Origin of the sequence: Paenibacillus silviterrae (genome assembly GCF_030167925.1) — a bacterium.
In the GTDB taxonomy this organism is placed as follows: domain Bacteria; phylum Bacillota; class Bacilli; order Paenibacillales; family NBRC-103111; genus Paenibacillus_G; species Paenibacillus_G silviterrae.
This window is the reverse complement of sequence record NZ_JASKUT010000002.1, coordinates 1181197-1196317: the sequence shown is the minus strand read 5'-3', so window position 1 is coordinate 1196317 and position 15121 is coordinate 1181197. Positions and strand designations below refer to the sequence as shown.

The following is a 15121-nucleotide window of genomic DNA, read 5'->3' as shown; positions in this document are numbered from 1 at the left end:
ATCATGTCTTTTCCTGCATCAGGCTTCTCTTACAGCAATCCTCAAATCGTACCGGACTCATGGCGCTGGAATAACGGCAATTTTTACGGAGAAGGCGATCCGTTTATCTTGAAGTTTAACGGAGTCTACTATTTGTACGTCAGTACGGTGGACGATAAGCCGGGTGTGAAGGTGTGGTCTTCCGATGACCTGGTACATTGGGAATATCGCGGTTTATGTGCAACGGAACCGGTTACCAAAGGAGCCTACGCACCCGAGGTGGTATATTGGAACGGCGACTTTTACATGTATACGGCTCTGCTTCAGGACGACGGTTCAACTCCGCGCGGTCATCGCGTGCTGAAAAGCACAAGCCCTACGGGTCACTTCATTGCCCAGACAGGCAGTAAGGTTACCGGCATTGACGGGCACGTATTCATCGACGATGACGGACAATGGTACTTCTACAGTACAGGCAGCAGCAATATCGACGCCCGTCCGATGTCCGACCCGTATACGTTCGGTGCGAAATCAAATACGGGAGCCGTGATGAGGGGCTGGACGGAAGGTCCGACGGTTATGAAACGGAATGGGAAATACTATATGACCTACACCGGAAACCACGTTTGGAGTGACGGATACAGGGTAGACTATGCGAGCAGCCCGAACCCGCTTTCGGGTTTCATGCCGGCTGTTTCCCAGAATCCGATTCTGCTGGATACGGAAGGGGAGCATGTCGGCCTCGGACACAACTCCATCGTGCGCGGTCCCGATTTGGATTCGGATTATATCGTCTACCACAGCCATGCGAACCCGGGCCGCCATCTGAACCTGGACCGGATCGTATGGAACGGAGATAAGATGCTCGTGCTTGGTCCTACGACATCCGATCAGCCTGACCCGGCCATGCCTGAATTCCAAGATCGCTTCCAAAGAAACGAGCTAGGTGACGGATGGAAGACCGTCGGTGGAGGAAACTGGGGAATCAGGGACGGCGGCACGTTATACCAGGATGCGATCGGTGAACCGGAGCAGTCTCATTTGCTACTAACGCACAAAGCAACGGACGACCAATTCACAGCAGAGTTCAACCTGAAGCAAGTGGAACAGGGGAACAGCATAAGCCCGCTTATGGGAGCGGTATTCTCTTATTCGAATGAGAAAAATTACGGTGTTGCCGTATTAAACCGTAAACTTAATCGGCTCGAGACGGTATTCCGCGTAGACGGCAAGGATATGATTCGAGAAACGACTCCGCTTCCGGAAGGTTATGACTATACCAAGTGGCATCAAATCCGCGTGGAGAAGGAAGGCTCCGACTATCGCATCTATGTCGACGGTATGCTGAAGCAAACCCGTTCCGTCGAACAGCTCGGCAAAGGCAGAATCGGTTACACGACAACCGATGCGCATGCGGATTTCGGATATGTCGCGTTCAGCAACAAGGTGGGAGGCAGCATTGCCCAACCCGCTTACAAGCCGATCCCGGGCGAGATTCAGGCTTCCATCATATCCCGAGAGGAAATGGCAAGTCCGGGCGTGAAGACGATATGCTCCTTACGGCCAAGGCTTCGGACGGGAGTTATTACGTCTCATCGTTCGAGAAGGGGAATTTGCAATACAACGTCAATGTATCCGAAGCGGGGACCTATGATGTCGTCATCAGGTATGCTTCGGCAGCCGATGCAAGACTAAAGCTCGAGCTGGATGAATCCACCGAGCTGACGGGTATGGTGCCGCTCCCTTCGACAGGCGGGGAGAAGCAGTGGGAACATCTGGTCATTAAGAATGTCATGCTTCCGCAGGGTTTACATAAGCTCAAAGTGATATCCGGCCAAGGCTCGGTAGAATTGGATTCTCTGAGATTCAGCCGTTCCACTGCAACGGTGGCCCTGTCCGATGATTTCAATGACGGGGACGATGACGGGTGGAGGAAATTCGAGCAGGGCTGGCGGGTAGATACGGGAGAAGCGCCTCCGTTCGGCACCCCCAAGCCGGTTCCGGGGATCATTGAAGCGCCTTTTTACAATACGGGCGGTGAAGGTGTCGGCTACCATGATAAAACTCCGGATAACATCGGGGGAGCCTATCGCAGCGATTCCGTCGATATCCGAACGAACACCAATTTCAACGGGCTGAATGTTGGCTGGAATCAGGCCGGTGAATGGCTGAAATATAACATCGACGTGAAACGTGCCGGAACGTACAGGGTTGAAGTCACGGCGGCAACAACGTTCAGCGGGAATGGGGCGCGGATATGGCTGGACGATCAAACGGACCTGACCGGCGTGATGAATATACCGGCCACCGGGGCGTGGAACACCTGGCAAACGACACTGTCCCGACCCTTTCAGCTGCCGGAAGGACAGCATACGGTTACGTTCGAAACGTACAGTGGAGAGTATGACTTTGCGAGATTGAAATTCGTATCGTTTGACGTTCCCAAATCCATACCGGGTGTTGTGGAAGCTGTTCATTACAACACAGGCGGCGAGGGTGTCGGCTACCATGACAATACGGCTTCCAATCTCGGCGGCCAGTATCGCAACGACAGAGTGGACATACGCGTGAACCCCAAAGGAGGCTGGAACGTAGGCTGGAACCAGACCGGCGAGTGGCTGAAATATAACGTCCATATCGCGGAATCCGCTGCTTACGAAGTCAGTGTCCGGGTCGCAACGGCACTAGACGGAGGCAAGATCCGGCTTTGGCTCGATGATACGACCGATTTGACCGGGATCGTCGATATCCTGAGTACCGGGGGCTGGAATAACTGGAAGAACATAAAGCTGGGTGACTTGAATCTGCCGGAAGGCGACCATACGCTCAAAGTGGAAATCGTGAAGGGTGAATACGATTTTGCCAGCCTCTCCTTCCAGCCGACTGCCGCATTCAGCACGCTGCCCGGGACTGTTCTTGCCGTAGATTACATGAACGGCGGGGAAGGGGTGGCCTATCATGACAATACGCCCGATAACATACGGGGCCTTTACCGGACCGATGACGTCGATATTCGTTTATTGCCGGAAGGGTATACGACGGGATGGAACCAGACCGGAGAATGGTTGAAATACAATGTCAAGGTAACTGAAGCCGGTACCTATAAGCTTGATTTGAGAGTGGCTACAGGGATGGATGGCGGTAAGGTCAGATTTTGGCTGGATGATGCTATCGACCTTACAGGGATCATGGATATACCGAATACCGGCGGTTTTCATGAATGGAAGACGGTCTCGAGAGAGGGGATCACCCTTCCAGCAGGCGACCATACCATCAAAGCGGAAATCGTAACCGGCGAGTTTGATTTTTACAGCTTCCGTATTCACAATGATCCCGTCGTTCCCAAACCGGGCGTATATAAATCCGGAGCGAACGGGTTTCCGAAAGCGGTCATCGGTGACAGTACCTGGTCGGACTATGTGGTTGAGACGGATATCCAAATAAGCGCCAATACGCAGAAGGATGGCAACGCGGGTATCCTGTTCCGAGTGAACAATCCGGCTGACGGGACGGAACTGAATCAGAACAGAAATGATTTCCTACAAGGATATATCGCGTATCTGGCTCCTGACGGCGTGCATTTGGGCAAATTCAATTACGACTTCCAGTATTTGACCGGAAAGGCGCTACCCGGTTTGCCTGGTACATGGCAGCATTTAAAAATCGTTGCAAAAGGAACCAGGATTCAGGTTTACGTCGGAGATATGGCAACGCCTCTTATTGATTACATGGATCGCAGCGAGACGGCCTTCACTCACGGCAATGTAGGCGTAAGAAGCTTCAATAGCGAGAGCTTACTCGACAACTTCACTGTGAAGCCGATTCCTGCGGAATAAGAAAAAATTCACCTTCTTTTGAGCCGATCCAGCTCTGAGGAAGGTGATTTTTCATTACGTCTGATGTCAATCGTTCGTTGGATCCCCGAAACGGCTGCGGAGTGGATGACGCTAACGAAAGGAGGAATCTTCCTCTTCTTAGGCGAACTATACAAGTAGAGAGTAAAAGGCGAATTCGACCTTTAAAGCTTCCGTTTCCACAATAAGAACCGCGCAAAGGAGAGAGCGCTAATGCAAAAAACACGTAAAGTTTACCGTGAAGGAGAGCAGCTGCTTCAGCAGATTGAAAACACCGTCGTGCCTGACGATGCAGTAGCCATTTGGCATTTGGGGCAGGAATCGGTGGTTGTTAAAGGGGCAGGTATCGTATGTTACTTCGACCCTTTTCTTTCGGGTATCACCGTGGAGGACGAATCGGATTCCTTGTGGAAGCGATCGTTCGCTCCGCCGTTGGATCCGGCTAGAATATCTCATGCGAATTATGTCTTCGTGAGTCATCACCACGGGGATCACTTGGATCCGATAACACTGAGAGCCATTCACAGCGCGGCACGGCATACGATGTTTATTTGTCCGGCACCCATCGTTCGTTTACTACTGCAATGTGGTATCGAGTCCGAACGTATCATTGGGGCCACTGCCCATGAGACGCTGCGTTTGGGAGCTATGGAGGTTGAATCGATCCCGTGTATGCACGAAGAATTCGATGTGGATCCGGATGGGAATTATCCTTATTTGGGATACGTTGTGCGAATGGGCGGAATTACACTCTATCATGCAGGGGATACGATCGGCTATTCGGGACTGGCGGACCGGCTCAAAGCTTGCCGAATCGATGTAGCGCTTCTGCCGATTAACGGCCGTGACGTGAAGCGCAGCCAGATGGACATCGTCGGCAATCTTGGCTTCCGTGACGCGGCGGATCTTGCCGTGGCCATGGAGGCGGACTTAGTGATTCCGATGCATTATGATGTCTTCCCATTCAACGCGGACAATCCTTCTTACTTTGTAGATTATTTGCTTCGCGAATACCCTGAACAGAAGTTTAAGATGATGGCTGTAGGAGAGAGGCTGCTGTATGTAAGGGAGCGTCTCGAAGGTGCGGAATAACCGATAATACATATCTAAAATCGATGGGCTACTGCGTAGGAGCAGTGGCCTGTTTTAGTTTTTTCACTTATCCATTCATTCTCTTCATTAATTCCAACTAAACTGATTGACATTATTATAATTATGATTATGATAATAGTAAGTGACTCATATTTATGGTTAGGGGGAACAAGGCATGAAAACCGTGGTGATCATTGGAGGTAGTCAAACGGACACATTCAAGAAGCTGGGTCAAAAGCGGGGCGTTATTGTCGAGCATCATAACGGTAAGACCGGCGGGGGCTCGGTAGAGCGCCATTTCATGCACATGATCAACAGAGCGGATGTCATAATCGTTCTAAAAGGCGCCATTAAGCATTCTTCGATGTGGGCCGTCCGGGAGCTGGCGGATAAGCTGGGAAAGAAAATCGGCTATCATGACGGCTTCGGGGCTACCGGAGCCTTGGATAAGGCGATACGCATGGTAGGGTAATGCATCGAACATATGCTTACATATAAAAGCCTGGGTGCTATTCCTTCGGCTTTTTTTCTTTATGAACAAGGGCTGTCCTTTAAGTGGATCCAATTTACTTGAAGCGCAGTCCTTTTTCGTTGTGACCGAAGGCAGACGAGCATGATTTTCCCATTAGCTTATCCACTTGTGACTGCAATCACACAGCTGCTTCTGATAATCCCTTACACTGTATTTGTAGCTGATAAACATTCTCATGAGAAGATTCAGGCAGATGTACTACGCAGGTAAATATGGTCGCCAGTGATGAAGGGAATGAAGAGAATGGGACAAATTGTGGAGCTTGACGTTAGGCCTTACTTAAGACAAAAGCTGGAGCCGTTTAAACAAATTATGAATGCAGTGGATTCACTGGAGCCGAACGAACTATTCGTTTTGCATGCTACCTTTAAGCCGACCCCTCTCTTAGGGTTTATGAAAACCAAAGGCTATACGCATAAGGTAGAAGAACAAGCGGAGGATCATTGGATCGCAGCGTTTGCCAAAGGGAAAGAGGCACAGGTGAGGCTGGCGTCGTTGTCCTTGCGGGCATTTGCCGAACACGTAGAGGAGGCGGCAGTCGATGAACAATAGAGTAATTGAACTGGATAACAGGGGGCTGCAGCCTCCTGAACCGATGATGCGGACACTCCAAGCGCTTAAAGAGATGGATAGGGGGGGACAGGTGATCATCCACAACGATCGTGTCCCCATGTTTCTGATTGAGGAGCTGAGGAGCTTGAAATACGACTATGCGGTTGACTCCCGGGAAGACGGTTCCGCAATCATCACCATTACCAAGCGTTAGCTTGTATGGAAGGAGAGCGGCCATGATACGACTACCGCTGCTGTTTATCGCAACCGGCGTCATTAGCTTCGTCTTGTTCCACCTATTATCTTTATTTACCTTCGGGGCATGGGTTGTGGAGCCGCCGCGGAATCCCGACGGCTGGTTTCGAATTCATCTGCTCGTGCTGGATTGGGCAACCATGATCGCGATGGGGGCTGTGTATCAGCTCATCGATGTCGTATTGCAAAGAAGAATTCACAGTCGGATGCTAGGATATGTTCATTACACGTTTTTTACATTAGGGTCGATTCTTCTTCTCAAAGGGTTTCTCCGTGTGAATACGGGTTGGATTGCAGTCGGCGCTTCCATAACGTTCATAGGGATTCTGCTGTTTGCTTGGAATGTGGGTCATACTTTGCGTGGCGCAAAGCAGTGGAATCCCATCACGGTGAGCACGGCGTGCTCCATAGGTTATTTGGTGCTTACGGGAGTGCTCGGCACCGCGATGGGATTGAATTTCGCTTTTAACCTGTGGGGAGAGGTGTACGAGCAGCTGCTCTCTGCGCACATCTGGGTGGGGACGCTTGGCTGGTTCGGACTCCTGATTACAGGCTTTAGCTACAAAATGCTTCCTATGTTCTACTTGTCTCATGGAGCTGCTGAGAGGCCACAGCACGTAATTACCTGCCTTTGGAATGCCGGTGTCCTTTTGGGGGCCGTCACCTTTCTTTTGCAGCTCCACACATTTTTTATGGGAGTAAGTATTGTTCTGTTAGTTACCGCTCTATTCGTTTATGACCATTATATCGTCGAGATCCGGAAGCATCGCCATAAGCCTATGCCGGGCCGAGGAATTTTATGGACCATTTGGTGTACTCGGGTTTTATTTGTATTCTCCCTCTGCATCTTTATTGTATGGTTGATTTCACCGGAGCATTTATGGAGCTCAACTTGGGTGCTTCTTGCCGGATGGGTCTACCTGTGGGGCTGGGTCGCCATGACGATTCTAGGGTATCTGTCCAAAATCGTACCCTTCCTTTGGTGGACGTATAAATATGGTCCTCAAGCAGGCAAACCGGATATACCGGTGATGTCAGATATGATCGATGAAAAGCTTGTGCATAGAGGCATGCTTGGTATGGCCTTGGGCCTCTGCATCGCTATCCTTGGGATGGGCTTTTCAATCACCCAAGCTGCAGCAGCCGGAATTTCGATAGTATCTCTCTTTTCTTTGTTTTATATAGGTTTGGTTGTGAAGGTATTTACTAGATAACGGGAGTGATTTGTATGGATACACTAGCTACTGCCGAGCATATTCGTGAGCATTTGAAGCTGGTACTTGATCCGGAGCTAGGGGTCAACATTTTGGACCTGGGCTTAATTTACCGTATTGACGTATCCGATGGAGATGTGGCTATCCGTATGACGCTGACAACACCAGGCTGTCCCCTGCATGATACGATCGTAGGAGGAGTTAGACGGGCTTTAGAAGGGATGAAGGATATAAAAGGTGTAAAGGTGGAGCTTGTCTGGGAACCGCGCTGGTCTCCCGAAATGATGACTGAAGCGGCTAGAGCTCAATTGAATGCTTGAGTAAAAATTTCACGCGGATCGTTAAATGCTGCCCCTCTGCCTCCAAATCGCCATCGCGTTTGGAGGTTTTTTGTACGCGTGATAGGAAGAGCTCCGATTAAAATATGAAATATATAACATTAATGGTGAATAAAAGAAATCACTGATTTTTGAACAATCATATCGGTTTATTTGGTTTATTTTACCATACGGAATCAAATAAGATCTTCTTAGGGAAGCCGATATGGTGTTCAACCAATCAGCAATGCAGCTTCCAAAATTAAGTAAGCGTATTCATTAAAGAAAGGAGGAAATGAGACATCTATATTTGTGCTTCCCTACATTAATCGATTGGAGGAAATTATGAATGGGTAACAACACGCAAAGTAAGCTGCGAAGGGCCGCTACGCTTGTACTTGCTGCCTCTATAATCGCATCGTGCTTCATCCCTGAGCAGGCCGCATGGGCCGCATCGGCGCGTCAAGCGGAGAAGCTGAGCCGAGGAGTCGTGGCGGTAAAGACCGATACGGGCGTTTACATCAGTTGGCGATTGCTTGGTACGGAATCCAGTGCGGTTTCCTTTAATTTGTACCGAAACGGTACGAAGGTCAATTCTACTCCGATTACAAACAGCACCAATTATCAGGATGCAGCCGGCACCGCCAGCTCCAGCTATACAGTCCGTGCCATTGTGAACGGCGTGGAACAAACGGCTTCCCCTGCCGCTTCCGTATGGGGAACCAATTACAAGGACATCCCTATTCAAAAGCCTGCCGGAGGTACGACGCCGGACGGCGTAGCCTATACTTATAGCGCCAACGACGCAAGCGTAGGCGACCTGGACGGAGACGGCGAATATGAAATCGTTCTAAAATGGGACCCGTCCAATTCCAAGGATAATTCCCAATCCGGTTATACAGGGAATGTCTATCTGGATGCATATAAGATGAACGGAACGCGCCTCTAGAGAATCGACCTTGGAAGAAACATTCGGGCGGGCGCCCACTACACTCAGTTCCTAGTCTATGATTTTGACGGGGACGGCAAAGCGGAGGTTGTGTGCAAAACAGCTGACGGCACCATCGACGGTACGGGTGTTACGATTGGGAACGGAAGTGCGGATTACCGCAATTCCAGCGGTTATATCCTGAGCGGTCCCGAGTATTTGACGGTTTTTTCCGGTCAAACGGGTAAGGCGCTTACGACTGCCGCCTACGAACCCCCAAGAGGCACCGTATCCAGCTGGGGCGACAGCTACGGCAACCGAGTCGACCGTTTCCTGGCCGGGGTCGCTTATTTGGACGGCGTTCGCCCGAGCATTGTCATGGCGCGCGGCTACTACACCCGTACTGTACTCGTGGCTTACGACTGGCGCAACGGCACCCTAACCAGAAGGTGGACATTTGATAGCAATAGCTCCACCAATACCGGAACAGCGGGTCAAGGCAATCACAATCTCAGTGTGGCGGACACCGACGGTGACGGCAAAGACGAAATTCATTACGGCTCTCTGGGGATTGACGATAACGGTGCGAAGCTGTACAACACGGGGCTCGGTCACGGGGATGCTATGCATCTCAGCGATTTGGATCCGGATCGTCCGGGTTTGGAAGTGTTCGGGGTTCATGAGAGCACCTCCGCACAATATGGCGCCGAAATACACGATGCCAAGACCGGGCAAGTGCTCTGGGGCAAAAATACCGGTGCGGATACCGGTCGCGGCTTGGCCGCCGATATCGATCCCCGCTACAAAGGGACAGAGCTCTGGGCGTCAGGCGTTGGTCTTCATACCGTAACAGGCACGCAAATCAGCAGCTCCAATCCGGGCTCCATTAATTTCGCCATCTGGTGGGACGGTGACTTGTCCCGTGAGCTTCTGGACCATACCGGCGGAACAGGGAAAATCGACAAGTGGAACTATTCGAACAACTCGTTGACAAGACTACTCACAGCTACAGGCACAAGCTCTAACAACAGCACAAAAGGCAATCCTTCTCTCCAGGCTGATCTTCTGGGGGATTGGCGTGAAGAAGTGATTTGGAGAACGACGGACAGTAATGCTCTAAGGCTTTATACGACCACGGACGTCACCAGCACCAAGATCCATACGCTGATGCATGATCCGGTTTACCGCCTCGGTATCGCATGGCAAAACGTCGCCTACAACCAGCCGCCTCACACAAGCTACTATCTTGGCACCGGTATGGCTGCGTCACCACAGCCCCTTATTTATACGACACCTTAAACCAAATGGATGAGGGACAGCCGCAAGGTTGTCTCTCTATTGTCTGGAAATAGGGATTTTAGTTTTATACGGTATGATTTCGTTTCGCCGCATCATGGCAGATCAGGTTGAAAATCCAAAACATTAGGTTATAATGGATGTATAAGAGCTCTAACCTTTGAATAGACTAAGACCCGGATCGCTGCTAACGAACCCGGGCCGCATCAATAGTCGCCCTTCAAGGGGGCAGGCTCCAATAGGGTGGGAAGGGGACCGTTCACTTTGCTGAAGTGGGGACGGTCCTATTTCCTTTTATGGTAAGTTGTGATCAACGTGATAACTAGATTGACAAATAGAAGAGTGATGGTAATGGCTCCTATCACAATCGTTGCAACGTCTTTGACTTCCACCGGATCACCTCCTTTCGGAGACGAGCCGCCACCCATGAGAGCACTCTTTGATGTAATATAATTATACCATATCATGGTAGCTGATTCTATGAATCTACCGATTCCCTCTTCACCCAAAACCGCAATGCCGAAGTTGCTACGACTAAGGCAGTTCTCCTAATATCAAACAGCAACAGCGTTATACGATCACGCAACATCGATATATGTCTCTTTGTTATAGTTCAGGATAAGTCTTTCATTCGTTTGAGATCAGGAGGAATGTACCGATGCCTGTACAACGCATTGACAAATATGAACGCTCTCCACTGCTTTCAAGGGAGGAGATTGCCGGTGCTATCGACATGGTGATAGCGAGGCTGGACAAAAATATGCAGCGCTTCAGCAAGAATCAATTTCCGGGGCCCCATACGGAAAATATGATCTATCCTGCGATTTTGAATACTCACTGGATCAACGGGTTTTGGACCGGCATGCATTGGCTTGCCTACGAAATAACAGGCGACACGAAGTATAGGGCGGCTGCAGAAGAACAACTCGATTCCTATTTGTGGAGATTCGAGAACAACCAAGTCGATACGCACGATCTGGGATTTTTATATTCGCTCTCCTGTGTTGCCGCTCATAAGCTTACGGGTAATACATACGCCAGGGAATATGCTTTGAAAGCAGCGGACTGCCTGGCGACCCGTAATACGAAGCCGGGATTGATTCGGCAATTCATCAGTCGGCAAGGGGAAGTAAGGGTCATTATCGACTGCATGATGAATATTCCCTTGTTATTTTGGGCTTCCCAAGAGACAGGGAACGGTTATTATGGGGAAATCGCCTATTCGCATGCCTGGAATTCCGTCGATTATTTCGTTAGAAAAGACGACTCGATCATACAGGCTTGCTATTTTGACCCGACAACCGGTGATTTCATTCGCGCTGCTACAGGGCAGGGATATTCCAACGAAGGCTGCTGGTCAAGAGGACAGGCATGGGGGATCTATGGGTTTCCGATTTCCTACAAATACACGGCGGATCGTCAATTCCTGGAAACGGCCAGAAGATTGAGCCATTATTTTCTTGCGCATCTTCCGGAGGATGGAGTGTGTGCCTGGGACCATGTCTTTACCGAAAATAATGTACAACGGGATTCCTCTGCTGCGGCGATCGCGGTTTGCGGAATGCTGGAATTGGCTAAGTCGATGGAGGACTCTGACCCGGATAAGCATTACTTTACCAACGGGTCTCTCCATATCCTGGAGTCTCTAATCAAGAATTATATGAGCATAGATCGACCGGAGGCGGAAGGCTTCCTGCTGCACGGTGTATATTCTTTACCCGACAACCACGGCGTAGACGAGTGCACCATATGGGGAGATTACTTCTTTTTTGAAGCGCTGGTTAGACTCACTCGGGATTGGGATATGTACTGGTAACAAGGGAGGGATCGATTACATCACCTTCGGAGTAGAAGGCAGCACGGTATTACAATTCCAATTGCTTGCGATAAGCTGACGGCGTCATGCCTGTCAGCTTCTTAAACATGCGGTTAAAATAAGCGGCATCACAGTAACCAAGCTCGCCGGCAATCGATTCGATCTTGGCGTCGGACGTCAGAAGCAGCTCCTCGGCCTTCGTAATGCGCGTTCGATGCATATACTCCAATGGAGCCACACCGTAATACTTTTTGAAGCTTGTGATAACATGGGACGCATTGCGATCTACATGGTGGGCAAGCTCTTCGATCGATAGAGGCTCACGGTAATATTCCATAATATAATCCCGCACCTGTTGAACGACACGCGCCTGCTTCCCTGACCTTTGCCGTAAGGCATGCTCTTGATGAATGCGTACGGCAAGCTCCAGCAGCATACTTTCGCAAAGAGTTTTATAATACATGTCCTTTTTCGCCCAAATGTGATGCATTTGAGAATAGATTTGTTTCAAGTAGGTGTGAAGCGAGGCAGCTTTGAATACAACTACTTGTCCCTTCAATTGAGGAAAATGCTGAAAAAGTCCGTCTCCGGTCCAATGGACCGAATACTTGGATTGGGCTTCTACCGCAGCCTCAGCTCCTCTAGCCAGTCTTTCCCCGATAAATAGCACATCACCTTGCGACACAACGTATCGTTTTCCTTCAATCCAATATGTGCAGGAGCCCTTCTCCATAAACATGAACAGATGATGCGGAATATCCGCAATCGGTTCATACCCGCCCCAAGTATTCGCGTAGTTCATGTACTTCACATTTTCGACGGTAAGCATGTGTCCATCTCCCTCTTTATTATAAAGCGCTTACAGAATTCATAATAAAACCAAAGTATCGTACAACAAAACCGAGTTTTATGTATGCTTATCTTATATTGAAGCTGATACAATACTATTATAAAACAAAATAATTATTAAAGTAATGACGAATCCGTGAGGTGCGAGCATGACAACAGATGGCAAAGATTCCTTGTATTTGAATTTTCTTGAACGATGGGTAGGCAGTGCTCTGCCCTATAGGTACAGCTGCCCGGACCGGCCGGAGCTTGCTTGCTACGGTACCGGAGAGAATACGTGGGGGGTGCAAACGAACCAAAAGGCCTTTGCCGCCTTCGCCGTAACGGCTGCCGATCCGCGCTACAATGAGGAGCGTTCCGGTATTCCGAGGGGGCAGCTAAAGTCGGATGCCCTGAGGCTCTTACGCTACTCGCTTCAAACGCATATCGAAGGCGACTACCGGTGCACGGATGGCACCCAGTGGGGGCATACCTGGATCAGCGTGCTTGGCGTGGAGCGGATGATGCATGGGGTGGAGGCTCTTGAGCCCGAACTAGGGGAAGAGGATCGTGATCTGCTTCGAAGGGTGCTCATCTCGGAAAGTGATTGGCTGCTTGATCATTACACCATTGTCGGCGGATTATACAACAAGGACGGCAATAATAAGCCGGAAAGCAATCTATGGAACGGTGCTTTGCTGCATCGGACGGCGGAGCTATTTCCTGACTGCAAGCGGGCTACGGAGTATAAAGAGAAAGCGCTATCATTTTTTATCAATTCCATCTCGGTTCCCTCGGATGCTCATAGTCTGACGCTGAAGGATGGAAAGAGCGTCGCAGAACGATTTATCGGAGCTAACTTTTTCGACTCGATGGCGCTCAATCACCATGGGTATTTGAACGTGGGTTACATGGTAATTTGTTTATCGAACATGGCTATGCTTCATTTCGCTTGTAAGCGCCGCGGCTCGAAAGCCCCTGAAGCTCTTTATCATCATATGAACGAGCTGTGGGAGCTCGTCAAGCTTTGTACGTTCCGGGACGGACGCCTATTGCGAATCGGCGGCGATACCCGTATGCGGTATACGTATTGCCAGGAATATGCGGTTCCGATGTGGCACATGGCGAAGGACCTGCTGAACGATCCGGACTGCGACCGTTTCGAAGAGGGATGGCTGCAAATCGTTCGTCGCGAGATGGATGCGAATGGAGACGGTTCCTTCCTGTCAGGCAGAGGCCGTGCTCTGCAGCAGCAGTCCCCTCTTTACTACACTCGGCTGGAGTCTGACCGCGCTGTGGCGTTATCGATGGGATTGGCCTGGAGACCCCTCATCGGGCAGGGCGGGACCTTGCCGGGATCAAGGAAAGAAGAGGAGAAGCGGCAGCCGATTGTGATCAAAGAAGCCGCAGGCTGCGCTTGGCATGACGAGTACCACGGCGCTTACCTTCATAGTAGCGAGAAGCGAATTGCATCTTGGGTTTGGGAATCCGCCGAGAAGCCGCAGGGACTCTGCCTCCCGCCCGGCCGCAGCGACATGGCGGAATGGAAGGAGAACTTGTCCGTCCGCCTGACAGGACTTGGCCGTCTGACGGTGCAGCGGCTGGAGCAGCATACCGGTCAAATGTTCGAGGGGGGCTTTCTTACCTGGGGAAGCATGCAAATCCATACGCTAGGGCTGCTCGGAGAAGGACAACGCGATCATCCGATTGCGAGGAGCCGGCTCGTGTGTGCGGCATTGCCCGACAACACCCATATGCTGCTCCTGCAGCATACCGAAGCCTTAGAGCAGAGAGTGTACGTAAGTCAGGTGAAGGGCCTTCATCTCCTAATGCCGAACGATCTGTATAACGGGAATGTACGGTCCTACCATTATCGAGAGGGAGGAGAGAAGCTTGCAGGCGAAGGCAGCGGTGAACAGCTTGTCCGCACCGGGTCTCCATGGCTGAACATAGACGATCAGCTGGGCGTCATCGCAGCTTATGGAGCGAAGGAGCTGACGATCTATCGCCCCGGACGCAGGCAGATCGGTCTGAAGGAGAAGCTAACGAACATCGGCCTCGAGGGCATGCTGTACGCCGATGAGATCTGTGCGCCCTGCGAGACGGGGCTGCAATCCGTCGATGCCCGTCAGGTCCTTGTCGATGCAGGCTTTATCCTGAAAGCCGGGGAAGACGCCGAGGCTACAGGCGCTTATGCCGAACCGCAGGACTCCATTGCACCGCTTATTCACCAGAGCGGCCTTGTACGAGGGATTCGTGTACGCGGGGCGGATGGGTACGATTACGTGCTCGCGGCGAATCTGGGGAATACGAACGAAACGGCACGGCTAACCGGTAATGGAGGCGGAGTCGACATCTCCACTGGGCAAGCGCTATGGGAAGGCTCTTCGGGTATGCTGGAGCTGGAGCTGCAAGCAGGTGCGGCTCGGCTCGTCCGTCTCGTGTAATTAAAAAAACA

11 protein-coding genes and 1 pseudogene are annotated in these 15121 nt (G+C 50.7%); 11 read left to right on the top strand and 1 reads right to left on the bottom strand.

What is annotated here, in order from left to right; translation table 11 throughout:
* Positions 1-3 precede the first annotated feature (3 nt).
* The 10 genes and pseudogenes from QMO62_RS28405 to QMO62_RS28360 all read left to right on the top strand — a co-directional run bounded on the left by QMO62_RS28405 (position 4) and on the right by QMO62_RS28360 (position 11835).
* On the top strand, positions 4-1674 hold the full coding sequence (locus QMO62_RS28405) for a glycoside hydrolase family 43 protein (RefSeq protein WP_284645863.1): 1671 nt from the start codon (positions 4-6) through the stop codon (positions 1672-1674).
* Positions 1593-3815 carry a carbohydrate-binding protein gene (locus QMO62_RS28400; RefSeq protein ID WP_284646706.1) on the top strand — a complete coding sequence of 741 codons (2223 nt, stop codon included), beginning with the start codon at positions 1593-1595 and terminating at the stop codon, positions 3813-3815. The genes QMO62_RS28405 and QMO62_RS28400 overlap by 82 nt, the downstream gene beginning before the upstream one ends.
* Positions 3816-4046: 231 nt before the next feature.
* Positions 4047-4925: an MBL fold metallo-hydrolase gene (locus QMO62_RS28395; protein ID WP_284645862.1), complete on the top strand. Its 879-nt coding sequence runs from the start codon at positions 4047-4049 to the stop codon at positions 4923-4925.
* A gap of 175 nt (positions 4926-5100) precedes the next feature.
* A complete protein-coding gene (locus QMO62_RS28390) occupies positions 5101-5397 on the top strand; it encodes a DUF2325 domain-containing protein (protein ID WP_284645861.1) in 297 nt (98 codons plus the stop codon).
* Positions 5398-5700: 303 nt separating this feature from the next.
* On the top strand, positions 5701-6009 hold the full coding sequence (locus QMO62_RS28385; protein WP_284645860.1) for a DUF2249 domain-containing protein: 309 nt from the start codon (positions 5701-5703) through the stop codon (positions 6007-6009).
* Positions 5999-6223, top strand: a complete 225-nt coding sequence (locus QMO62_RS28380; RefSeq protein ID WP_284645859.1) for a DUF2249 domain-containing protein — start codon at positions 5999-6001, stop codon at positions 6221-6223. Before QMO62_RS28385 ends, QMO62_RS28380 begins: the two co-directional genes overlap by 11 nt.
* 22 nt (positions 6224-6245) lie before the next feature.
* Positions 6246-7478, top strand: coding sequence for a hypothetical protein (locus QMO62_RS28375; RefSeq protein WP_284645858.1), 1233 nt, complete (start codon positions 6246-6248; stop codon positions 7476-7478).
* Between the two features lie 14 nt (positions 7479-7492).
* Positions 7493-7798 carry a metal-sulfur cluster assembly factor gene (locus QMO62_RS28370; protein WP_284645857.1) on the top strand — a complete coding sequence of 102 codons (306 nt, stop codon included), beginning with the start codon at positions 7493-7495 and terminating at the stop codon, positions 7796-7798.
* Between the two features lie 346 nt (positions 7799-8144).
* Positions 8145-10022: pseudogene (locus QMO62_RS28365) on the top strand (rhamnogalacturonan lyase).
* A gap of 655 nt (positions 10023-10677) precedes the next feature.
* Positions 10678-11835 (top strand): glycoside hydrolase family 88 protein, encoded by a 1158-nt coding sequence (locus QMO62_RS28360; RefSeq protein ID WP_284645856.1) that lies wholly within the window; start codon positions 10678-10680, stop codon positions 11833-11835.
* Positions 11836-11884: 49 nt separating this feature from the next.
* On the opposite strand, the gene QMO62_RS28355 is transcribed toward QMO62_RS28360, so the two are convergent.
* Positions 11885-12664 (bottom strand): AraC family transcriptional regulator, encoded by a 780-nt coding sequence (locus QMO62_RS28355; protein ID WP_284645855.1) that lies wholly within the window; start codon positions 12662-12664, stop codon positions 11885-11887.
* A 169-nt stretch (positions 12665-12833) separates the two neighbouring features.
* On the opposite strand from QMO62_RS28355, the gene QMO62_RS28350 reads away from it, so the two are divergent.
* Entirely contained in the window at positions 12834-15110 is a 2277-nt protein-coding gene (locus QMO62_RS28350; protein WP_284645854.1) for a hypothetical protein, read from the top strand.
* Positions 15111-15121: the final 11 nt, after the last annotated feature.